This is a genomic window from Streptomyces sp. NPDC058000, assembly GCF_042886435.1.
Lineage (GTDB): Bacteria > Actinomycetota > Actinomycetes > Streptomycetales > Streptomycetaceae > Streptomyces.
The window spans coordinates 119123-142037 of sequence record NZ_JBHVQS010000017.1; the positions used below are offsets into that span (position 1 = coordinate 119123).

Annotated in this window: 10 protein-coding genes and 2 pseudogenes; 6 read left to right on the forward strand and 6 right to left on the reverse strand. The window is 69.8% G+C overall.

Annotation, left to right across the window (positions count from 1 at the left end; translation table 11 throughout):
* The first annotated feature begins 117 nt into the window (after window positions 1-117).
* The 3 genes from ACFVT2_RS19140 to ACFVT2_RS19150 all read left to right on the forward strand — a co-directional run bounded on the left by ACFVT2_RS19140 (window position 118) and on the right by ACFVT2_RS19150 (window position 11032).
* Entirely contained in the window at window positions 118-2145 is a 2028-nt protein-coding gene (locus tag ACFVT2_RS19140; protein ID WP_390019074.1) for an MMPL family transporter, read from the forward strand.
* 609 nt (window positions 2146-2754) lie between these two features.
* A complete protein-coding gene (locus tag ACFVT2_RS19145) occupies window positions 2755-3462 on the forward strand; it encodes a GNAT family N-acetyltransferase (protein ID WP_390019077.1) in 708 nt (235 codons plus the stop codon).
* 13 nt (window positions 3463-3475) lie between these two features.
* On the forward strand, window positions 3476-11032 hold the full coding sequence (locus ACFVT2_RS19150; protein WP_390019079.1) for an SDR family NAD(P)-dependent oxidoreductase: 7557 nt from the start codon (window positions 3476-3478) through the stop codon (window positions 11030-11032).
* Window positions 11033-11051: 19 nt separating this feature from the next.
* Here ACFVT2_RS19150 and ACFVT2_RS19155 read toward each other — a convergent pair.
* A pseudogene (locus tag ACFVT2_RS19155) lies at window positions 11052-11665 on the reverse strand (IS5 family transposase); the annotation flags it as partial.
* Window positions 11666-11881: 216 nt separating this feature from the next.
* The gene (locus ACFVT2_RS19160) at window positions 11882-14797 is read right to left on the reverse strand and encodes an AAA family ATPase (RefSeq protein ID WP_390019082.1); all 2916 of its coding nucleotides are present in this window, start codon (window positions 14795-14797) and stop codon (window positions 11882-11884) included.
* A gap of 107 nt (window positions 14798-14904) precedes the next feature.
* Between ACFVT2_RS19160 and ACFVT2_RS19165 the strand changes: the two genes are divergently transcribed.
* Complete coding sequence (locus ACFVT2_RS19165; protein WP_390019085.1) at window positions 14905-16098, forward strand: MFS transporter; 1194 nt, start codon at window positions 14905-14907, stop codon at window positions 16096-16098.
* Complete coding sequence (locus tag ACFVT2_RS19170; protein ID WP_390019087.1) at window positions 16088-17434, forward strand: dipeptidase; 1347 nt, start codon at window positions 16088-16090, stop codon at window positions 17432-17434. The genes ACFVT2_RS19165 and ACFVT2_RS19170 overlap by 11 nt, the downstream gene beginning before the upstream one ends.
* A gap of 21 nt (window positions 17435-17455) precedes the next feature.
* Here the strand turns inward: ACFVT2_RS19170 and ACFVT2_RS19175 are convergent, their stop codons facing one another.
* The 3 genes and pseudogenes from ACFVT2_RS19175 to ACFVT2_RS19185 all read right to left on the reverse strand — a co-directional run bounded on the left by ACFVT2_RS19175 (window position 17456) and on the right by ACFVT2_RS19185 (window position 19734).
* Window positions 17456-17602 carry a hypothetical protein gene (locus ACFVT2_RS19175; RefSeq protein ID WP_390019089.1) on the reverse strand — a complete coding sequence of 49 codons (147 nt, stop codon included), beginning with the start codon at window positions 17600-17602 and terminating at the stop codon, window positions 17456-17458.
* A gap of 246 nt (window positions 17603-17848) precedes the next feature.
* Window positions 17849-18217, reverse strand: a complete 369-nt coding sequence (locus ACFVT2_RS19180; RefSeq protein ID WP_390019092.1) for a hypothetical protein — start codon at window positions 18215-18217, stop codon at window positions 17849-17851.
* Between the two features lie 255 nt (window positions 18218-18472).
* Window positions 18473-19734: pseudogene (locus tag ACFVT2_RS19185) on the reverse strand (IS256 family transposase).
* Between the two features lie 303 nt (window positions 19735-20037).
* On the opposite strand from ACFVT2_RS19185, the gene ACFVT2_RS19190 reads away from it, so the two are divergent.
* Complete coding sequence (locus tag ACFVT2_RS19190; RefSeq protein WP_390019095.1) at window positions 20038-21213, forward strand: PP2C family protein-serine/threonine phosphatase; 1176 nt, start codon at window positions 20038-20040, stop codon at window positions 21211-21213.
* A 264-nt stretch (window positions 21214-21477) separates the two neighbouring features.
* Here the strand turns inward: ACFVT2_RS19190 and ACFVT2_RS19195 are convergent, their stop codons facing one another.
* Window positions 21478-22521: a hypothetical protein gene (locus ACFVT2_RS19195; protein WP_390019097.1), complete on the reverse strand. Its 1044-nt coding sequence runs from the start codon at window positions 22519-22521 to the stop codon at window positions 21478-21480.
* Between the last annotated feature and the right edge of the window lie 394 nt (window positions 22522-22915).

Genomic DNA, 22915 nt, shown 5'->3' on the forward strand with positions numbered 1-22915 from the left:
GTGCCTGGCTCCGGCGTTCTCAGCAGGTGGTTCAGCGCACGGATTCAACGTCACCGTCGTGTGGTGATTGCCGCAGGGGCGGTTTTGCTTGTGTGCTGCGGTGTTCTTGGTTGGGGTGTGACCGACCGTCTGTCCAGTGGGGGCTACGGCAGCGCCGATGCGGAGTCCACGCGAGCTGAGCGTGTGCTCTCCGAGCGGTTCGGGGCGGGGAGCCCTCAACTCTTGCTGGTGGTCCGGGCCCCGGCTGCGGTTTCCGATCCTGTGGTGGCGGAGGCGGGGCGACGTCTGAGCGCGGAGCTCCGTCGCGTGGCGGGTGTGGTTTATACGCAGTCGATGTGGGACACCACTGACGCGCGTCTGATGTCGTCCGACGGGCGGGCGGCATTGGTCAGGGTCCGGCTGGACGGTGACGACTCGCAGGTCGCCGGGTACTACGACGAGCTGGTGGACCGGTTCACCGGGCGCCATGGGATGTTCACGATCAGGGCCACCGGGACGGTGGCGGAGCAACGTGAAGTGGCCGCCGGTGTGCGGCGTGACCTGGTGCGGTCGGAACTGCTTGCTGTCCCGCTGGTTGCCGTGGTGCTGGTGTGGGTCTTCGGGTCGTGGGTGGCTGCCGCGGTACCGCTGCTGGTGGGGGCTCTTACCCTGGCGGCGACGATGGCGGTGCTCGCGGCATTGACCAGGGTGGCCGAGGTGTCGGCCTTCGCGTTGAACATGACGACCGCTTTGGGCTTCGCGCTTGCGGTCGACTACAGCTTGATCATGGTGAGCCGGTTCCGCCGGGAGTTGGCCGCCGGGCAGCCGGTGCCCGTGGCGCTCGACGTCACACTGGCGACCGCAGGAAGGACCGTGGCCTACTGCGCCGTGACCGTCATGCTGTCCGTGGGCGGACTTCAGCTGTTCCCGACCGACTTCTTCCGTTCCCTGTGCTGGGCTGCCCTTGCGGTGGTCGCCTTCGCCGCCGGTGCTGCGCTGACCGTGGTACCGGCGCTGCTGTCCTTGCTCGGGAAGGGCATCGACCGGGGACGCCTGCGTGCCTCTCGCCGATCCGTAGTCGGACACCGCCGTGATGCCGGGGAGTACTGGGCCAGGCTGGCCTGCTGGGTGATCGCACGCCCTCGGCGGGTACTTATGGCCGCGGCGGTCGTGCTGCTGGTGCTCGCCGCCCCCGTCCTGGGGGTGCGCTTGGGCGGGGACCCGTACCAGTGGTGGACAGCACCCAGCGCGCAGTGGCGCTCCTCCGCCCGGCAGATCGAGGCCCAGTTCCCGCTGGCCGGCCAGGCAACGCCGACTGTGGTGCTGCCCCAGACCCCACCGCCTCGGGCCCGTGCCTATGTGGCAGGGCTGTCGCGACTGCCGGGGGTCCTGGCGGTCGGTGGACCCGACGCTGTGTACCGGGCCGGTCATCTGGAGCGGGCCGACGGAAGGTTCGGGCGGGCCGATGCGCGCGGTACGTGGGTGGGGGTCGTTACCGCCTTCCCTCCCTCGGATCAGCAGGCGCGCGACCTCGTCCGGCAGATCCGTGCGCACCCCGGTCCCGGCCCGGTGCTGGTGGGTGGCGAGACCGCTTCCATGATCGACGAGGAACAGGCGATCGGACGGATGCTCGGCCTGGTTGCGGTGTTGATCGTGTGCGCGACCGCGGTGGCACTGTGGCTCTTCACCGGGAGTCTCGTCATTCCCCTGAAGGCGCTCATCATGAACGCGCTGAGTTTCGGCGCCGCTTTTGGCGCCGCGGTATGGGTCTTCCAGGGAGGGCACCTGGCCGGCCTCGTCGGTGTGTCCGCGATGGACTCCATCGACATAAGGCTGCCGGCGTTGCTGGCCTGTATCGCCTTCGGCGTCGGTATGGACTACGAGCTGTGGGTGGTCTCGTATGTCGCGGAGAGGTATGAGCAGACGAGGGAGACCCGTACGTCGGTTGTCGACGGACTGCGTGGCGCAGGACCGCTCATCTCCGCCTCGGCCGTCATTCTCCTCCTGGCCACAGGTGCGCTGGTGACCGCCGAGGTGCCTGGAGTCAAGCTGATGGGGTTCACGTTTGCGGCCGCTCTTGTGATCGATGTGACGCTGGTGCGGGGACTGATGGTGCCGGCGTTCATGGTGGTTGCAGGCAGATGGAACTGGTGGCCGCGGCGATAGCCGCCTGGGCGGTGGCGCGTGGGGCCCTCTCTCCCCCAGGGGTAGCGCTGTGGGGACGCGGGCCAACTCGCTTGGAGATAAAGCTCTGTTTGCTCTTGCGCGCCCCTCGAATAGCGATGGGTACGACGGTTCACGGTCCCGCGCACACGGCCCTCGCGGAAAGGGGGAAGGGCCGTGGTTTTCCGAGAGTTGATGTCGTCGATCGGTCGGGGCCGGAGGCGCAGTGCCGCTGTGGTCTTGTCGCCTCTGCCGTTGGTGGGCACAGGTGCCTGGGTGGGGCTGGCGATGTTCCCGACGTCATCGGCATCCTCGCGGGCGCAATCCGCCGAGTCGTGCCTGAAGGCACCGGCACGTTGAAAGTCCAGCGTGATGGCGATGAGCCCGAGGCGCGCGACCTACCAGGGGACGTTCACCGGGGCGGGGAGCGCCTGTACGTCTGCCAAGTGGGCTTGGCCCGGCGACCGTCATCCCCAACGGGAGCAACTGCATCGTCTTGGCACCCGTGCGGCAAAGGGACCGTCGTGGATGCAAGGCTCAGGTGTGCGCCACCAGCAAGGTCCCGACGGGAAGATCCATGGTGACGGGCGTCACAGCCCCTATTGTGCCCCCGTGACGTACACGCTTTCGCTGGCGCGGCACGAGCACGAGGTTCGGGCCGCCCAGCGGCTTCGCCACCAGGTGTTCGTGGAGGAGCTGGGCATGGTCGGCCCCGACATCGACGGCCTCGACGAACACTGCGACCACCTGCTCGCCCACGACAAAGCCACCGGATCCCTGACGGCCAGCTGTCGGCTGCTGCCGCCGAAGGGTGCCTTGGCTGCAGGGAGATGCGTCTCCGAGATTGACTTCGACCTCAGTGGACACACACGGCTCCACGGCGATCTGGTGGAGATCAGCAGGGCATGCGTCCATCCGGCGCACCGTGGAGGCATCCTCGTCCCGTTGATGGCGCTCGGTGTCGCCCGCTACGTCGTCCAGGCGGGACACGAGTGGGTCGGTGCACACTGCTGGCTGCCGCTGGGGAACCGCACCGAAATCGCCTCGGCAGTATGGCAGATGGTCGCGCCCCGACACCTGTCGCCCGACGAATACCGGGTCAGTCCACGGGCTCCGCTGCGTATGACGGGTGTCGGCGCACCGCTGGACTCTCAGTTGATTCCGCCGCTGGTGAGCGGTGCCCTCTCGCTCGGCGCGTGGGTGTGCGGAGAGCCCGGTTACAGCCCGAGGCTTGGTGCGGCCGCGCTGTACGTCCTGATGTCGATGCGCCGGGTCGATCCGGCGCACCTTCAAAACCTCCCCGATTTCGCTTCCGCGTGAGAAGGAGTCGTCCATGACGCCGCAGCCTGCCCATGCCTGTGTGCCCATCGCCGTGGTGGGCTCCGCATGTCGGCTACCGGGCGGGATCACCACGCTGGACGGGTTGTGGTCCGCGCTCGTCGAAGGAAGGGACTTGGTGGGCGAGGTTCCACCGGACCGGTTCGACCCCGCCCGCTGGCTCGACGCCAACGCTCCCTGGCGCCCGGGAAAGACGTACACCATCGCGGGAGGCTTCCTCGACGACATCCACGGCTTCGACGCCGGGTACTTCGGCATGTCACCGCGCGAGGCCGGGCGGACGGATCCGCAGCAGCGGATCTTCCTGGAGCTGGCGGTGGAGGCGTTGGACGACGCGGGGATCGCGGCGGCGTCGCTCGCCGGCTCCGACACCGCGGTATACGGAGGCGTCTCCAGCCCAGCCTTCGGGGTGATGCAGGGGCTGGACGAGATGTCGACCGACGCCTACACCATGACCGGCGGCGCCACCTCCAACGTCGCCAACCGCGTCTCGCACGTCCTGGACCTGCGCGGCCCCAGCCTCGCCGTGGACACTGCCTGCTCCTCCGCCCTGGTCGCCCTGCACCACGCCTGCGAGGCACTGCGCACCGGGCGCTGCCAGATGGCGTTGGCCGGCGGCGTCCATGTGCTGCTGAGCCCTTTCGAGTTCGTCGGATTCGCCAAGGCGTCGATGCTCTCGCCGACCGGGCGCTGCCGCACGTTCTCGGCGGCGGCGGACGGCTATGTCCGCGCCGAGGGCGGCGGTCTGGTGGTCCTCAAGCCCTTGTCCCGCGCGCTGGCCGACGGCGATCGAGTGCAGTCGGTGATTCTCGGCAGCGCGGTCAACACCGACGGGCGCACGCCCGGCCTGGCACAGCCCAGTGCGCACGCCCAGGAGGCACTGCTGCGCGAGGTGTACGACACGTTGGATGTCGAGGCCGATGACGTCGCTTACCTGGAGATGCACGGGACCGGCACGCCGATGGGGGATCCCACCGAGTGCCGCGCCGTCGGGCAGGCTCTCGGCGCCCGGCGGACACCGGGTCGACTGCTCCCCGTGGGGTCGGTCAAGAGCCAACTGGGCCATCTGGAACCGGCTTCCGGCATGGCGGGGATGTTCAAGGCCATGATGGTGCTTCGGAATGGGCAGGTGCCTGCCAACCTCCATGCCCTTCCGCTCAATCCGCAGATCGACTTCGATCAGATGGGGCTGGCTCCCGCCACCGAGCTCCGCCCCTTGGACCGACCGCCCGGCAAACGCGCCGTGGCCGGGGTGAACTCCTTCGGCTTCGGCGGCGCGAACGCCCATGTCGTCCTCGCCGCCGGTCCCGAACAGGCCCGGCCCACCGCTCGCCCCGAAGATGCGGGACCGCTGCCCATCGTCGTATCGGCCCGAACCCCCGGCGCGGCGGTCACCGCGGCCCGCCGTGTGGCCGAGCGACTGGCCGCCTGCCAGGAAGGTGACTTCTACGACGTGGCATACACCGCCTGCCGCAGGCGTGGCCACCGCGAGCACCGGGCTGCCGTACTGGCAGACAGCCCCGCCGAAGCGGCAACTTCCCTGCGCCGGCTGGCCGATGGGGAGCAGCAGGTCGCGGGAGCGCTGGCGGTCGCCGCCGAGCGGGGACACGTCGCGCTGGCATTCTCCGGTAACGGATCACAGTGGCCCGGCATGGGGGCGGACCTGCTGGTGGCGGATCCGGTCTTCCGGGCGGCAGTGGCCGACGCGGACGACGCGCTGCGGCCGCTCTTGGGCTGGTCGGTGCTGGAGGAACTGACCGCCGACGCCGGATCCCGGCGGCCGGAGACCACCGACGTCGCCCAGCCGTTGCTGTTCGCCGTGCAGGTGGGCGTGGTCGCGATGCTCAGGGCGCTCGGCGTACGGCCGACCGGGGTGGTCGGGCACAGCTCCGGCGAGATGGCTGCCGCCTGGGCCGCCGGCGTGCTCGAACTGGACGAGGCGGCAAGGGTGGTGGTGGCACGCTCCCGGGCACAGGCGGCCACGGCCGGTGACTGGGGCATGGCGGCGGTCGGTGTGGACGAGGAAGGGGCCCGGTCGCTGTTGGAGCCGTACGCCGGGCGGCTGGATATCGCCGGGGTGAACACAGCGCGGGACGTGACCGTCAGCGGAGAGCGGACCGCCCTTGCAGAGCTGGGCCGAAGCCTTGGGCAGCGCGGCGTCTTCTTCCAGGACCTGGGCCTGGAGTACGCCTTCCACAGCCACGCCATGGACGGCCTGGAAGAGGGACTGCTGGCGGAGTTGGCCGGGCTGAAGCCACAGCGAGCGCATACGCCGTATGCGTCGGCCACCAGCGGGGCCGTGCTGACCGGGCGTGAGTTGGACGCCGCCTACTGGTGGCGCAACCTGCGCCATCCCGTGCTGTTCGCGGATGCAGTCGGCCAGCTGAGGGAACGAGGCTGCGACATCTTCGTCGAGGTCGGACCACATCCGGTACTGAGCGGATACCTGCGGCGGTTGGCGTCCGATCAGCGGCTCTCCTCCCCGGCCACCATCGTGCCCACCATGAGCCGGGACGTCCCCGGGCCGACCGCGATCCGCGCCGCGGCCGGCCATCTGCTGGCGGCGGGCGCCCAGACCGACACGGACGCCTTCTTCCCCCGGCCCGGCCGCGTGGTGGATCTGCCCGCCTACCCCTGGGAGCGCGAGCGCCACTGGAACGGCGGGCCCGGCTCGTGGGTGCGTCGCTGCGGTGACGGCACCATCGACCACCCCCTGCTCGGCGAACGCGCGGCGGTGGCCGAACCCACGTGGCACGGTGCGTTCGACCCGGCCCGCGTGCCCTGGCTGGAAGGCCACAGGATCGCCGAGGCCGTGCTCATGCCCGCCACGGGATTCGTGGAGATGGCACTGTCAGCCGGCCGCCGGGCATGGGACACCGCCATGGAGATCACGGACCTGATGATCCCCAACGCGCTGGTGCTGCCCTTCGACGACGACCGGCAGGTCCACATCCAGACCACGCTGTCGACGGAGGACGGCCTGGTACGGATCGCCAGCCGAGGGGAGGGCACCGAAGCATGGCAGGAGCACGCCCGCGGGCGGGTCAGAAGACTGCTCGAACCCCGGCCCGATCGCGTCGACATCGACCGTGCCACGGCCGAGCTGGGCGAGCGCTGGACGGCGCAGGACTTCTACCGCCGCATCGAGCGGGTGGGCGTCCGCTACGGACCAGACTTCCTGGTGCTCGACGAGGATCTTCTCATCGGCGGGGACCAGGCCCTGACTCGCTACAGCACCAAGGCCGATCTGTCCGAGTACCAGGCACACCCGGCGCTGCTGGACGGGGCCGTCCAGACCGGTCTCGTCCTGTTGGAGGACATGACCGCGCAGGGCGTTCCGCACCTCCCCGCGTCCGTCGACCAGGTGCGTGCCTGGCAGCCGCTGCCCTCCGCCGGACACTTCCACGCGCGTCTGCGGGCCCGGTCCGGGCGCGAGTCGCTGCTGGATCTCGCCGTCCTGGATCTCCAGGGCCAGGTGTGCCTCCGTCTGGACGGAGTGCGGCTGCGGCGGGTGGAGCGGCCCCGGACAGCCCTCCACCACGTCACCGTGATGCGCGCGGCTTCCCGCCCCGGCCAGGACCTCGGGCCCAGTCCCCTGCCCAACCCCTCCGACGTTGCGCGCGAGTGCGAACCCGCCCTGCGGACGATGCGTTCGGCCGCGTGCCGGGCGGACCGGGGCCAGGTCTTCGACACGGCACGGGAACTGACGGCGCACTTCGGGGCCGCCGCCCTCGCCGAACTGGTGCCGGGCGCCAGCACGGGAACCTTCACCGTGGCGGACCTGATCGAAGCCGGCGTGCCCCACCCCTACGCGAAACTCCTCGACGTGCTCCTGGAGACGGCCCGACGCCACGGGCTCGTCACAGCGCAGGGCAGCGGAGACGCTCGCCAATGGCAGCTGGTACGAACCCCGGAACCGCGCAAGCGATTCCGTGAACTCACGCGACGTCATCCCGGCCTCGCCGTGGAACTCACCCTCCTTGGCACCTGCGGCACACAGCTGCCCGAGGTGCTGCGCGGCACCCGCGCCCCGGCGGACGTCCTGCTCACCGAGACCAACCGGTCTCTGTTGGAGGAGCTGTACGCGGAAAGCGGCATGTTCTGGTTCGGCGCCCGAGCCGCCCGTACGGCCCTGGCGGCCCTGGTCCGCACCTGGCCCGCCGACCGGCCCCTTCGCATCCTGGAGGTCGGCGCCGGAAGCGGCGGCACCACCGCGCTCCTCCTGCCCGTACTGCCCCCCGAACGAACCCAGTACGTGTACACCGACCTCTCCGACGCCTTCCTTCCCCGGGCCCGACGACGCTTCCGCTCCCACGACTTCGTCGACTACCGAACCCTGGACCTCGACCAGGACCCCGTGGCACAAGGGCTGCCCGAAGCAGGTTTCGACATCGTGGTCGCCGGCCAGGCCCTGCACACCGCCAGCGACCTGCGCCAGACACTCGACCACCTCGGCCGACTACTGGCGGACGGCGGGCACCTCCTCGCCACCGAAACCCACGACCCGTCCACGGCTGCCCTGCTCTTCGGCCTCTTTCCCGAATTCTGGCAACAGCGCGACGCCGAACTGCGGCCCGACGGACCACTGTTGTCCGCCGACGCGTGGACAAGCCTGCTGACCCGGGCCGGATACGGCGACGCCGTTGCCCTGCAACAGGCCGGGGCCGACACCGAAGGAGAAACCGCCCACGAGCCCACGGGCACAACCTCCGTACTCATGGCACGGCGGCCCCACCGCACACAACCGTCTGCGCAACCGGTCGGCCCGGCCGCGTCCAGCAAGGACACGCACGCCTGGATCATCGCTGCGGAGCCCTCACACGACCGGCTCGTCGACGCTCTCGCCCGACAACTGCAGTCGGGCGCCGAAGACGCTACGAAGGTGTGCCGTGCCCCGCTCAGCACCGACCCCGCCGACTGGTCGGTCCTGCTGAACCAACAGCCCGGGAACCTCGGAGTCGTTCTCCTGCTCGGTGAGGAGACAGACGCCGGGCCCCGCCTGGACATGGCCCGCACTGTGCACCGCATCATGGCACTGCGGGCCCTGGCCACATCCGCCGAAGGACGAGATGACATCGCCCTGTGGCTGATCACTCCGCCGACCGGCGCGCTGCCCGCCCCCGAACGCCCGCTGGTTCCCGAAGCCGCGACAGTCTGGGGCGTGGGACGCTGCCTGGGCACGGAATACCCCCACCTCACCGTCCGGCGCATCTCCTTCGGACGCGGCAGCCGGACCGAGACGGACGCCGCCCGTCTGGCCGCGGAACTCACCGACCCCACTGCCGAAGACGAAATCCTCCTCACCCGCTCCGGCCGCTTCGTACCCCGGATCCACGCACGGCCCGCCCTGACCACCACCTCACAGGCGTCGGAAGGATCCTCCTTCGCCCTGCGCATGCGCGACCCCGGGCGTGCCTACCGGTTGGCGTGGGTACCGGCTCAGGCTCCTCGCCCGGGTCCGGACGAGGTGCTCATCTCCGTACACGCGGCGGCGCTCAACTACCGTGACGTCCTCCAGGCCCTCGGCCTCATTCCCCTCATCGTCCCGAAGCATGGAGAAACCGGCACGGAGGACGCGACACACAAGGACGGCGCCTTCGCATCGCTCGGCCTGGAGTGCGCCGGTGTGGTCACCGACATCGGCTCCCGCGTGACCGGGTTCAAGGTGGGAGACCGGGTCTTCGGCTTCGGCACCGACACGCTGCGCTCCCACGCCACCATCCAGGAAGCCCTCGTCGGCCACATCCCCGACGGCATGGACTTCCACCAGGCCACGACCCTGCCCGCCGTGTATCTCACCATCCACCACAGCCTGCACCGTCTCGCCCGCCTCGCGCCCGGCGAGACGGTCCTGGTACACGGAGCGGCGGGCGGAGTGGGCCTGGCCGCCCTCCACTACGCGGCACACATGGGCGCCCACGTCATCGCGACGGCCGGCACCCCCGCCAAACGGGATCTGCTGCGCCTCCTCGGAGTCCGGCACGTTCTCGACTCACGCTCCCTGGACTTCGCCCACCAGGTGAAGGACCTCACCGACGGTCAGGGAGTCGACGTCGTCCTCAACTCCCTGGCGGGTGAAGCCATCGGCCGGGGCCTGGAAGCACTGCGCAGCGGCGGTCGCTTCATCGAGCTGGGCAAACGCGACCTATACGGCAACAGCCGCCTGCTGCTCCGCCCCTTCCTCAACAACCTCACCATGTCGGCGGTGGGCGACATCAACGAACTGCTCACCCACCACCCCGAAATTGCGAACGAAGAAGGGCCCGAGTTCGCCAAGCGGGTGAGCGACGGCATCTACCGGCCCATCCTGCACCACGTCTACCCCGCCGACCGGATCACCGACGCGTTCGAGGCACTGCAGCACTCACGCCACGTCGGCAAGGTCGTCATCTCCCTGGACCCGCCGCCACACCTGGAGGACCACCCCACACCGGTGACCATGGACCCGCAGGCCACGTATCTCGTCACTGGCGGCCTGGGCGGATTCGGTGCAGCCACCGCGCGCTGGCTCACCCGGCAGGGGGCGCGTCACCTGGCACTGGTCGGCAGGCGCGGCGCCAACGCACCCGAGGCGCCCGCACTCCTCGACGAACTGCGTCAGGCAGGCGTGCACGTCACCACCCACGCCGCGGACGTCTCAGACATCACGGCCATGCGCACGGTCCTGGACAGCGTCGACACCCGGGAACACCCGCTGAAGGGCGTCGTCCACGCTGCCGCGGTGTTCGACGACACCCCCTTGTCGGACCTCACCGACGAACGCCTCCAGCGGGTGCTGGCCCCCAAGGCAGCAGGCGCAGCCGTGCTGGACGAGCTGACCCGCCACCGTGACCTGGAACTGTTCCTGCTGGACTCTTCGGTCACCGGGCTGGTGGGCAACCTCCACCAGAGCAACTACGTGGCAGCCAACGTGTTCCTGGAAGCCCTGGCGCGAGCCCGCCGGCAGTCGAAGTGCCCGGCGCTGGCCATCGGTTGGGGGCCGGTGGCCGACGTCGGTCACGTGGCACGCAACGACATGAACTCCTACCTCCAGACCATCGGGCTGCCCCCCGTACCCCCGGCCGAACTCCTGCTCCCTCTCGGCTCCCTCCTGGCCTGCGGCGAAGACGTGGCCGTCCTGGCGAAAGTCGACTGGAGCCGCGCCCGCCGCCTCGGCCCAGCCCTCTCGGCCCCCCGCTTCTCCACCGTCCTGCCGCCGGACGGCAGCGACGGCCAGACCGACGACACGTTGCTCCGCCAACTGACCACAGCCACGCCTGAGGCCGCGGTCGCCCTCCTCACCGAGGCCCTCACCCGGACACTCGCGAACATCCTGCAGACGACGACCGACCGACTGCCCCCCGATCGGCCACTGACACAGCTCGGAATCGACTCCCTGATGGGCACCGAACTTACGAGTGCCGTCCAACAACGGCTCCGCTGCGACCTCCCTGTGCTGGAAATCGTCAACAGCACATCGATCAGCGACCTTGCCCGCCGCTGCCTCCACCGCCTGAACCGACACACCGCAGCGCCTACACCACCGCCGGAGCCCACCAGCTCCACCGGCTGACCACTCCCACCGACGGGGTCGGGTTGATGCCCCACGGGGTGAGCCAGGGCCGCTCGATGTCGTAGCCGCGGTCGCCCAGCGCCACGTCTGGGCGGCGCCGAGGCCGGCCTCGCGTGCCCTGCACCGGCGGCACCGCCTCGAGCAGCGCGATGAGCTGGGTGACATCGTTGCGGTTGCCGCCGGTCAGGGTGGCTGCGAGCGGGATGCCGGTGGCGTCGGTGATCAGACGGTGCTTGCTGCCGGTTCTGCCCCGGTCAACAGGACTTCGCCCCGTCTTGGAGCCCCCTTCAGTGCTCGGCTGTGGGAGCCGTCGACGGCCGCCCCGGAGAAGTCCAAGGCGTTCGCGCTGCGGAGCTTGGCGAGGAGGACCTCGTGCAGCCGGGGCCACACCCCGGCCTCGGTCCACTCGGCCAGACGGCGCCAGCAGGTCATGCCCGATCCGAAGCCGAGTTCCTGCGGCAGGTGTTCCCAGGAGATCCCGGTGTACAGCACGAACAGGATGCCCTGGAACACCAGCCGGTCCGGATGCCGTTTGCGTCCCGGATGCCGGGCCCGACGCTCCACCTTGGGCAACAGCGGCCCGATCACCGCCCACAGCTCGTCGTCGACTTCCCACGGCTTCGGCCGAGCCACCCCGCACCCCCGGTTCACCAGTCCCGGAGTGATCCAACCTCCTCGAAGATCATTTCGTTAGAAGTTCTAATAAAGCCCACGAGTGCGGTAGCCACGGCGGACGTCCCCAGGCCGCCAGCGAGGACATGCTCGACTGCGCCCCCAGCCTGCGCGTCAACGGCCAAAGGCGACCCCTGCTGCCATCGCCGCAGACACCGCCGACGTCGCCCTGGCCGGTCACTTGCCGGAGTCCTCAGGTCGACCGGGTTGAACCAGGCCGAGCCGGAAAGCGGTGGTGGCCGCCTGGACCCGGCTGGAGACGCCGAGCTTGGCCAGGATGTTGGACACATGGACGCTGGCTGTCTTGCTGGAGATGTACAACTCCTCGGCGATCTGCCGGTTGGTGCGGCCGTCGGCGACCAGCCGGAGCACCTCACGCTCACGGGCGGTGAGGCCGAGTTCCGGGCCCCGGGAGCCGCCTTCGTGGAGGCCGTCGGTCAACGAAACCCGGGCCAGCCTGGCCAACTGCTCAATTGTCGTCCGCAGGCCACGGGCGACGAGCAGATCGGCGCTGTGCCTGGCGGCGTGCAGGCGGTCGGCCGCCGTTTGCCGGTCGCCGGCCTCGGCCGCGGCTTCCGCTGCCCGCAGCAGCGCCAGTGCCTGTGGGTAGGGCTGACGCAGCTCGGCCCAGCCGGCCGCGCAGCCGTCCCAGGCCGACTGATCCGACAGTCCCCGGGCCCGCGCGATTTCGGCAGTGAAGGTCAGCCTCTGCGCCTGCTGGACCGGGCCGGTGACCGGAAGCTCAGCGGCGAGTGCACACAGACCGGCCAGCAGCGTGGTCTGCGGTCGGACAGCCCGGGCCCCTGCGACGAGTGCCGGCCAGAGATAGCGCGGACTCGACAAGGTCTCCCTCCTGACCAGCGTTCGCTCGACAAGCTCAACGGCCTCCGCCTCCCTGCCCTTGGCGAGTGCCAGGTCCACTTCGAAGCAGAGCATCGGAAGCAGGTCCTGAGCATCGGAGACACCCCAGGTGAACACGCTGCCGGCGAAGGCGGCGGCGGATTCGGCGAACGCGAGATCGCCCCGGGCCAACGCGATTGAGCCACGCAGGACGAGCAGATACGCGCGAAAGCTGGGGGTGGGGGTGAGTTCAAGGGTGTGGTCGAGAATTTCCACGGCCTCGTCCCAGCGCCCCAACGAGATCAGAGCCTCGGCCACGTTGGCGGCGTGCGTGGGACCGGATGTGCGCGACAACCCGGCGTGGGCAGCGGCGACGAGCCCTCGCCTCGCCACCTCGGCGGCCTGCTCGTACCGGCCGGCCCCCTGAAGTACGTCGGCCTCGCAGCGGAACGCATGCATCAAAGCGGCGTGGTCCTCGATGCGCTCTGCGGTCGCTCGCGCCTCGGCGAGGCCCGGCAGCTGCCCGTCCAGGTCGCCACCCCGGGCCCGGGCATACGCCAGATTGATCGCGGCCAGGACCTCGGCCCGGTCGTCACCGACGGCCTGCGCCGCCCGGATCGCCTCCTGCGCGACCGCCCGTCCTTCTTCCTCGTACGGAATCGTCAGCAAGCGATTCGTCAGTGTGTTGAGCACAAAGGCCCTGTCCGGGTGCTGCGACGGCATGATCCGTGCCGCCTCCCGCATGTCCTCGACGTCCCCGGGCTGCCCCAGCGCGTGGCGCAGCTCTCCCCGGTGCCGGAGCATCTGCGCGGCACGCGCCGGATCAACGGCAGGGTCGGCATCGGCGAGTGCGACGGCGATCAACGTCATGGCCTGGTCGCCTTCGCCGGCCAGCATGGCCGCCTGGGCCGCCTTGTCCAGTACAGCCTTCCGGTCGACTGCGAGCTGCTCTGCCGCATCGGGCACCTGATCCCACAGCTCCAGTACCTGGTTGAGCATGCGCAGCTGTTCGGCGTAGGCCAGCGACGTCCCGGCGTCCTCGGCGGCACGCCACGCGGCGCCGAGCGCCCGGGCCGGGTGCTGCTTCGCCACCGCATACCAGTGGTGGGCCAGCTCGACCGCGCCCCGGCCGGGCGGAGCGAGTTCCGGACGGCGCTCCAGTGCCTGGCCATAACGCGCGTGCAGCACAGACCGCTCCCCGGGAAGCAACTCCCCCTCGACCACTTCCCGGATCAGCGCGTGCCGGAACCCATAGCTGTCGCCGTCGACAACCACCAGGTTCGACGCCACGGCGGGGCGCAGCGCGACGGACAGCGCGCCGTCGTCAAGGCCGGTGACCGCGGCGAGCAGCGCATGGCCCACCCGCACGCCTCCGGCAGCGGCGGCGCGCACCACGTCCTGGGTCTGCCCGCCGAGTCGCTCCAGCGGTGCGACCAGCAGGTCGCGAATCGACTGCGGCAGTGGCGCGTCCGGCTGGGCCTCACAGGTCAACAGCGCCTCCACCAGCAGCGGGTTGCCCTCGCTGCGCCGGTAGATCCGCTCACTGAGTTCGGCAGCCGGCTCGCTTCCCAGCAGGCCGCGCAGTTGCGCGCTCACCTCGCTCTTGGTCAGCCGGCCGAGCTCCATCCGCTGTGCCCAGGCCATCCGCTCAATCTCCGCAAGGAGCGGGCGCAACGGATGCGCCAGGTTCAGCCGGTCGCTGCGATACGTCACCACCGCCAGCAGAGCGGGAACTGCCTGCTGGTTGTGGACGAGGAAAGCGAGCAGGTCCAGGCTGGACCGGTCCGCCCAGTGGATGTCCTCGATGACCAGGAGCACCGGCTTACGCTCGGCCAGGCCCTGCATCAGCGCGAGGAACTGCTCGAAGAGGCGAGCGCGAGCAAGGTCGGCATCGTCCGCGGAGTGCGGCCGGCCCAGGCTGGGCAGCAGCCGGCCGAGCTCACCGGCCTCGCTGTTGGGCAGCAGCCTGCGGATGTGGTCCGCGCCGGTCTCGCGGACCAGCGCGCGCAACACCGTGGTGAAGGGGGCGAACGGAAGGCCGGTTTCCCCCAGTTCCAGACAACCGCCCCTGAGCACCCAGGACGAAGCCGGCAGTTGCGCCGCGAACTCGCTGACCAACCGGGACTTGCCCACGCCGGCCTCTCCGCCGATCAGTACGGCGGACGGCAGGCCGTCGCGAGTGCGCCTGAACGCCGCGTCGAGCGCGGACAGTTCCTCGTCTCTGCCCACCAGGGCAGCGCTCGTCGTGGCCATGCCGTCAGCTTCTCAGATATCCCTAAGCACGTGCGGCCGGGTTCTGAGGGTCCGGATTGGGCAGTCGTCCGATGCGAAGCGGCACCGGCCCGGGCGAGTCTTTGACCGTGACCAGTTCCGATGCCGTCCTCCCGGATGCGACAGTCCCGCAGCCGATCGTCAGCCGCCCGGTGATCTTGCTGTTGCTCGTCTCGTTCGGCTCGTTCATCGGCTTCTATCTGTTGTTGTCGGTGGTTCCGCTGTATGTCGCGTCCGGCGGGGCGGGCGCGGAGGGCGCCGGCCTCGCCACCGGCGCGATGATGTTCGCCACGGTCCTGGTGGAGTTGGCGGTGGCCCGTTTGGTGGCGAGATTCGGCTACCGGGCGGTGGTGTCAGGGGGCCTGCTGCTCTTGGGGGCGTCGGCGGCCGCGCTCACTGTCTCCCGCGGAATGCCGGTGGTGCTCGCTGTCTGCCTGCTCCGTGGAGCCGGCCTGGCGATCGTGGCTGTGGCCGGCCCCGCACTGATCGCCGAACTCGTGCCCGCAGAGCGTCGTGGTGAGGGGCTCGGGCTGTACGGAGTGGTGGTCGGTGTGCCCGCCGTGATCGGCCTGCCCTTGGGCGTATGGCTCAGCGACCACATCGGCTTTCGCCAGGTGTTCCTGATCAGCGCGGGGATTTCCCTGGTCACACTGGCTGCCGCAGCCGGCCTGCCGGCACAGCGGGGCCGGAGTGAACGCCACAGCGGAATGCTGAGCGGCCTTCCTGGCAGCGGGCTCGCCGGACTCACGGTTGTGTTCGCCGCCGTCACACTGGCGGCCGGCGTTCTGGAGACCTTCCTGTCCCTGGCCATGCCCGCCGAGTCGCACGCGATTGTTCCCGTGGCCCTGCTGGTTCAGACCGCCGTCACCCCCCTTGCGCGCTGGGGGGCAGGGCGACTGGGCGACCGCAGAGGCTCCGGACGTCTGGTTGTCCCCGCAGTGCTCACCGCAGCCGTCGGCACGGCCGGGCTCGTCCGGATGGGAAGCCCGCTCGCGGTGATCTCGGGTATGGCGTTGTTCGGGGTCGGGTTCGGCATAGCGCAGAACGCCACCCTGGCGCTCATGCTGGAGCGCGTACCACGGTCCGAGTTCGGCAAGGTCAGTGCGCTGTGGAACCTCGCCTACGACGGTGGATTCGGCGTCGGAGCTGTCGGCTTCGGCTTGCTGGCCGGGCCGGTGGGCTACCCAACTGGATTCGGTGTGACCGCGCTTGTGTTGTTCGCCGCGATCGCCCCCGCGCGGCGTGATCGCTTGAGAGAAATGGAAGCCAGCCATGAACGATGACCTTCGCCGGGCCGTGCGGCAGGTACTGCCCGGGGTCCGGACCGATCTCGACGCCCTTGTCCGGATCCCTTCGGTCAGCGCTGCCCCCGGCTCCGTCGAGCAGGTGCGCCGTTCCGCCGAGATGACCGCCCGGCTCTTCAAGGATGCCGGCGCGCCGGACGTCGAGATCCTTGACGACATCGAAGACGGCCTGCCGGCAGTGCTCGCGCGGTATCCCGCCCCGCCGGGCCAGCCCACGGTGTTGCTGTACGCCCACCATGACGTGCAGCCCGCCGGCAGTCCCGGACAGTGGTCCAGCCCGCCGTTCGAGCCGACTGAACGCGACGGACGACTGTACGGCCGCGGGGCCGCCGACGACAAAGCCGGGATCGCGGCGCACCTCGCGGCGCTGCGCGCCTACTCCGGCCGTCCGCCGGTCGGGGTCACCGTACTCGTCGAAGGGGAGGAAGAGATCGGATCGCCGAACCTCGGCACGTTTCTGGCGCGCCACAAGGACAAGCTCGACGCTGATGTCATCGTCCTCGCCGACGCCGACAACCTGACGACCGGCACGCCCTGCCTGACCACCGCCCTGCGCGGGATGGCCGCCTGCGTGGTGGAACTGCGGGCGCTGGAGGGCGGTGTGCACTCCGGCAGCTACGGCGGAGGCGTCCCGGACGCGCTGACCGCGTTGTGCCGGCTGCTGGCCACCCTGCACGACGAGCAGGGCAATGTCGCCGTCGAGGGCCTCGCCACCGCGGTGCCACCCGGTGCCCCCGTTTCCGAGGCGGGGTTCCGGGCCGAGGCCGGTCTGCTCGAGGGCGTTCAGCTGCTCGGGAGCGGCAGCATCGCCGAGCGGATATGGGCCAAGCCTGCGGCGACGGTCCTCGGGATCGACGCGCCCCCCGTGGCCACCGCGTCCCCTACGCTCACCCCGGTGGCCAGGGCGAAGGTCGGGCTGCGGGTCGCGCCCGGTGATGACGCGCTGAAGGCGAGGAAGGCGCTTGCCGGGCATCTGCGGCACCATACGCCGTGGGGCCTGCAGGTCACCGTCGTCGAGGCGGAGGTCGCACAGCCGTTCGTCATCGACGCGCGAGGCCCGGCATTCGATGCCGCGCGAAGGGCCTACGGCGAGGCATACGGCAACGACGTTGTCGACATCGGTTCCGGCGGCTCCATCCCCTTCGTCGCAGAGTTTGCTGACGCCTATCCGCAGGCGGCTATCCTCATCGCCTCCGCCGGAGCAGACGCCGACAGCCGCGCCCACGGTGCCGACGAAAGCCTGAACCTGGCGGACTTCGAACGCGCATGCCTCGCCGAGACCCTGCTCCTCGCCGAACTCACCCGCTCCGGGTGAGCCGCATTACGGCGGCTGCGCTCATGAACGCTTCAGGAACCTCAAATAGAACGCCGTGAACACCAGGACGATTCCGACGTTCACCATCAGCCGTTCCCAGAACTGGTGCCTGAAGAACAGGACGTCCACACCAACCACGGCGGCTACCAGCGCGAGCACGTAGAGCACGACGACTGCCTGCCTTCCCATCCTTCCTTTCTACTACGTGCGCTCGCGGTGGGAGCGGAGCCGGAGCGACACAATCTCTGAAACCAGCGGGGCAATGCACCGCTGGTATCGCGGCAGTAGCCGTGCCCCTCGCAGGTCGTACCGCGATCGTCGGCTCCGGACGGGCCATCGGGCGGCGACGGACCGGCATGCTGCGGGGCGAGTTGCCGCACGGCGGGTCCCCGAACGAAGCAAAACGAGTAATCGTCAAGAGTTGTGGATCAGTTCGTTGTCAGCGATAGCTGACCAGACCTGCTGAGCCAGTGCCTCTGCGGCGGCACTTCCATCGACCACCAGGTCGCATTCATTCCGCACGGGTTCGACGTGCTCCTCGTGGGCGGTGCGCCGGTGTTGGAGGTAGTTACGCAGGAGGACGTCGAGGGGGAAGCCGTCTCGCAGGCACTTGCGCTGGATCTTCCGGGCCAGCCGGAGGTCGGCGGGCAGGTCGACGAAGACGTCGAAGCGCCCGCACGAGACCTGCGGGGTGACTCGGCGGGCGAACAGGCCGTCGACGATGACGACGGAGGCCGTGGCCAGCGCGGTGTCGGTGTCATGGTTGAGGCGCTCGAGGCCCACCGACCGGGGATCGCCCACGTCCAGCCGGGGGATTCCCGCCTCATCCGGCATCCACACCCCGCGTTCGGGGTTTCGAAGTAGTAGTCGTCGCCGTGAAGCACCCGCACGGGGGCCTGAGAGGTGGTGGCGGCCAGCGCGACAGCCAGCGTCGTCTTCCCCGCGCCGGCCCCTCCGGTCAGCGTCACCAGCATCCGGTCCGCCCCTTTCCTGCACTCGTCGTGAGGCTGGAGGATCGCATACGGTGGCCCTGTGGGCTCACGCCACCAAGGGCCGGGGGCGTTCCACGAGGTGCCCGCCCTCGAAGCGGGCTCCCGCGCGGACCAGGGCGACGAGATGCGGCGAGTTGGCCGCGCGCCAGCGGGCCTGGGCGGACTCAATGAGCTTGAAGACCATGGCCAGGGCGGCAGTACGGGAGCCGGCCCCGCGGGTGACCTTGGTGCGCAGCCGGACGGTGGCGAAGGTGGACTCGATGGGATTCGTGGTGCGCAGGTGGATCCAGTGCTCGGCGGGGAAGTCGTAGAACGCCAGCAGCTGGTCCTGGTCGTCGAGAATCTTCTTGACGGCCTTGGGGAACTTCGCGCCGTAGAGCTTCTCGAACGTCTTGACCGCCTGGAGGGCGTGGTCACGGTCCTCGGCGTTGTAGATGTCCTGGAGGGCCTTTCTCGCGCCGGGCTGGGCGGACTTCGGCAGGGAGTCGAGGACATTTGCGGTTTTGTGAACCCAGCACCGCTGCTCGCAGGTGGCGGGAAAGACCTCTGCCAGGGCCTTCCAGAAGCCGAGGGCACCGTCGCCGACCGCGAGGACGGGGGCGTGCATGCCTCGGCGGGCGCAGTCGCGCAGTAGGTCAGCCCACGATTCGCTCGATTCGCGGTAGCAGTCTTTGAGGGCGACCAGCTTCTTGGACCCATCTGCGCGCACGCCGATGAGGACCAGGACGCAGGCTTTCGCCTCGTCCAGACGGACGTTGAGGTGGATGCCGTCGGCCCGCACGTACCCGTAGTCGGCGCTGGACAGGTCACGGTTCGTGAAGGTGGTGTGGTCGGCCTGCCACTGGGCGGTCAGCCGGGTGACGGTGGCGGGCGAGAGCCCGGCCGAGCTACCGAGGAACTGTTCCAGGGCGGGCACGAAGTCCCCGGACGACAGGCCGTGCAGGTAGAGGAGCGGCTGCACCTCGCTGATCTTCGGGGACTTGCGGCACCACGGCGGCTGGGGGCACCCCCTGGCCGAAGGCTGGGGGAGATCGCCGACGAGAACCGCTTGCGTTCACCCGTCGCCTCATCCACGCGCCGGTCCTTTACCCGCGGGGCCTCGACCGCCCCGGCCGCAGTCGTCACCCGGCGCTGCCGGTGATACCCGTTGCGGACAACCAGACGGCGCCCCGCATCGTCACACTCGTCCGCCAACTCGGCTATATAGGCGTTGACTTCGGCCTCCAAGGCCGCGGCCAGCATCGGGAAGGTACGCCCTTCGCGTGCTCCCCGAGCCCGATCCACAAGTTCTGAGCATGACTCAAGCAAAACCCGCCGCTCAGAGCGCGACGCAGTGAGAATCCGACAACACGGATGAGACCGATTGGGAATCCGCCAGCTGCACTGCGACAGGACACCAGCACTTCCGCGCGGCTGTGACTGGGCGAGCTAGGTGACACCAAGGTGGGTCGGTGAGCTGGCGCCGAGCACGGACTTGAGCGCGGTTGTGACTGAGCGCTTCACCTGGCGAGTGAGCGCTTGAGTTGGCGAGGCTGAGCATTTCAGTTGGCGGGGGATGCCGTCTTGATGTCCGGGCTCGCGGCCATCCCCGAGGGGGTGCAGGGTGGAGACGTGGCAGCCCAGCAGCGATTTGCCGGTCTGCGGCAGTCATGGCAGTCCAGCCATGCGCTGCTGGCGATCCCTGTTGTGCTCATCCTGGTGATCACTGTGGTGGACATCCACTCTCCCGCGGACGTCCACCTGGGACCGGCGCTGGTCATCGCACCCGCGATCACCGTTTCGTTCGCCGGTCCCCGGCTGACCGGGGGGATCGGCGTTCTGGCCGTGGTGGCCCAGGTGATCATCGGCATGTTTCACGGCGGGCTGACCACAACGAACCACGTGGTGCAGATCTCCACCCTCGCGGTGCTCTCGGTTTTGGTCGTGTTCTTGAGTGCGGTGCGCGAGCGGCGCAGTCGGCAATTGGCTCAGGTGCGGTCGGTCGCCGAGGCGGCGCAGCATGTCCTGCTGTGGCCGCTGCCGGACCGGATCGGGCCGTTGCAGGTCGCCTGCCTGTATCTGGCGGCCGAGGACGAGGCCCAGGTCGGCGGCGATCTGTATGCGGCCACCCGTACCGAGCACGGGGCCCGCGTGATGATCGGTGACGTGCGGGGCAAGGGCCTGCCCGCCATCGGCGAGGCCGCCCTGCTGCTTGGCGCCTTCCGTGAGGCCGCCCACCAGCACACCACGCTGCCGGCGCTGGCCGCTGGGCTGGAACAGAGCGTGAGCCGCTACCTGGCCGACTTCGAACCAGAGGAGGAGGCCGGGGAACGCTTCGCCACCACCTTGCTGCTGGAGATCCCCGACGAGGACCCCATCACCCGGCTGACCAGCTGCGGCCACCCTCCGCCACTGCTGCTCAGACCGGGCGAAGCGGTCACCGTTCTCGTGCACCCCGCGCCCCCGCTCGGGGTGGGCCACACCGGACCGGAGGACTACACCCTCGATGTGTTCTCCTTCGAGCCCGGGGACACCCTCCTGCTGTATACCGACGGCGTCATCGAAGCCCGCGACCCTGCCGGCGAGTTCTACCCATTCATGGAACGGGCAGCCCAGTGGACCGACGCCAGCCCAGAGACGCTTCTGCATCACATCCGGCGCGATCTTCTCGCCCACGCCGGCGGACGCCTCGACGACGACGCCGCCCTGATCGCGATCCGCCGCACGACCGCTCCGCATCCGAGCCGTCGCCACGGGAAGATCGTCCATGGCGGCGGGTTCCACCACGGCTCCGCAACAAGCCAATGAGCAGGCGCGCCAACTGAAAAGCTCAGCGACCTCGCCAACTCAAGCGCTCACTCGCCGGGTGAAGCGCTCAGTCACAGCGGTTGCTGTCACTGTTTGGGCATTCCTGTTGTCACTAGCGAGTCTTCAAGCGAATCCTCGTCCCCAGCAAGGACCCACGTGTCTGTGCGGACCGTCCGGCGGTGATGACCTCGACGTCACAGAGAGTCGAGGCCGTCACCCGCGGCATCCCGGAATATAGGCAGCGGGCCGGGAGAATCTGTTGCGTCAGGAAGCGGGCTTGTCCCAGATGATCAGGACGTAGCCATTGCCGCCGGGCTGCCCGTCTGTGCCGAACAGTCCGCCGTGCCCGGCCTGCCCACTGCCCTCGGGGCGGCGGTTGATCCCGACCCCGCCGCGCCCACCCTTGCCGCCGTCGCCGCCCGTACCGCCCGTACCGCCGGCGCCGCCCAGGCCCACGTTCTCCGGGGGTGCGATGTCGGTGTATTGGGGCTTGCCACCCTGGCCGCCCGTGCCGCCGGCGGCACCCTTGCCGGGTTCACCGGCCTCTCCGCCCGGCTGGCCCTGCAGGCCGATGCTGCCGTCGCCGCCGCGTGTGCCGACCGTGCCCTGGCTGCCGTTCTGGCCCTGACCGCCGGCCCTGGAGTCGTAGCAGGCGCCCGTGACTCCCTCGCCGACGGTTCCACAGGCCCCTCCGTCACCTGCGGGCTGGGCTGCACCGCCACCGCCGGGCGCACCGGCGTCACCACCGCGGTAGCGGTAGGGGGGCTCCTCGACGCAGTTGGGCAACGTATGGCCGGCGCAGCCGCCCTTGCCGCCGTGTCCGCCGGCGCCGGGATGGCCAGCGGAGCTGCCGTCGACGGCGAGCAGCCAGCGGCGGGACTTGATGTCGGTGATCTTGGAGCCGCCGCCGATGCCGCCCGCGCCGGGGCGGTAGGCGTCCTGCCCGGCCTTCCCGTCCTCGTCCTCGGAGCCTGCCCCGCCATGGCTGCTCACCCGGGCGGCGGTGCCGGCCTCTCCGCCCGTGCCAACAGACACCTTCAGCTTCTGCCCGGGGTGCACCTTGACCCTGCCGAAGGCGTAGCCGCCGCTGGAGCCGCCGTTGCCGCCCGCACCGCCGCCCGCACCACCACCGCCACCACCGCCGGTGGAACCACCGGCGCCACCGGCGCCGGCACCCCACACGTACATGGTGATGGACTCGACACCGGCCGGCACGGTGAACTCGGTGTACCCCCAGTTGTTTGTGAACTCCGCACGGCAGGTCCTCTCCCCGCACGTCGTGCTGTCCGCCTGAACGGGCGGCGACACGGTGCACAGGGTGCCCGCCACCAAGGGCGCGACGAGCAAGGTTCGAAGCACATGACGAATCAAGACCAACTACCTCGTTCTGTAGGCCAGTTCACTCAGTCCCAGCCAGCTAAGAGCCAAGTGCGAACCCCGCAGATCCACTCGGCACATCAACCACCCGAACGAGCGGCGTGCACCGCAAGGCGCTGGTCCTGGCGCGCCCGAGACCACGTCCCGGGCAGAGCCGTGCGTCCCGATAGCCGGTGCGGGACCACACCAAGGCCAGCATGAGTCCCACCACGCGACCCGTCGGACACTGCCTAGTGTCCTGCGCCGGAGATTCGTCGGCAGAAACGGGCGAGGGAGTCGAGGATCTCCTCGGCCGTCTTGGTCCAGATGAATGGCTTGGGGTCCT

What these genes read in the sequence shown, in the direction of transcription:
- ACFVT2_RS19150 (WP_390019079.1), top strand. Translation starts at nt 3,476, where the DNA reads ATGACGCCGCAGCCTGCCCATGCCTGTGTGCCCATCGCCGTGGTGGGC.
- ACFVT2_RS19170 (WP_390019087.1), top strand. Translation starts at nt 16,088, where the DNA reads ATGAACGATGACCTTCGCCGGGCCGTGCGGCAGGTACTGCCCGGGGTC.
- ACFVT2_RS19160 (WP_390019082.1), bottom strand. Translation starts at nt 14,797, where the DNA reads ATGGCCACGACGAGCGCTGCCCTGGTGGGCAGAGACGAGGAACTGTCC.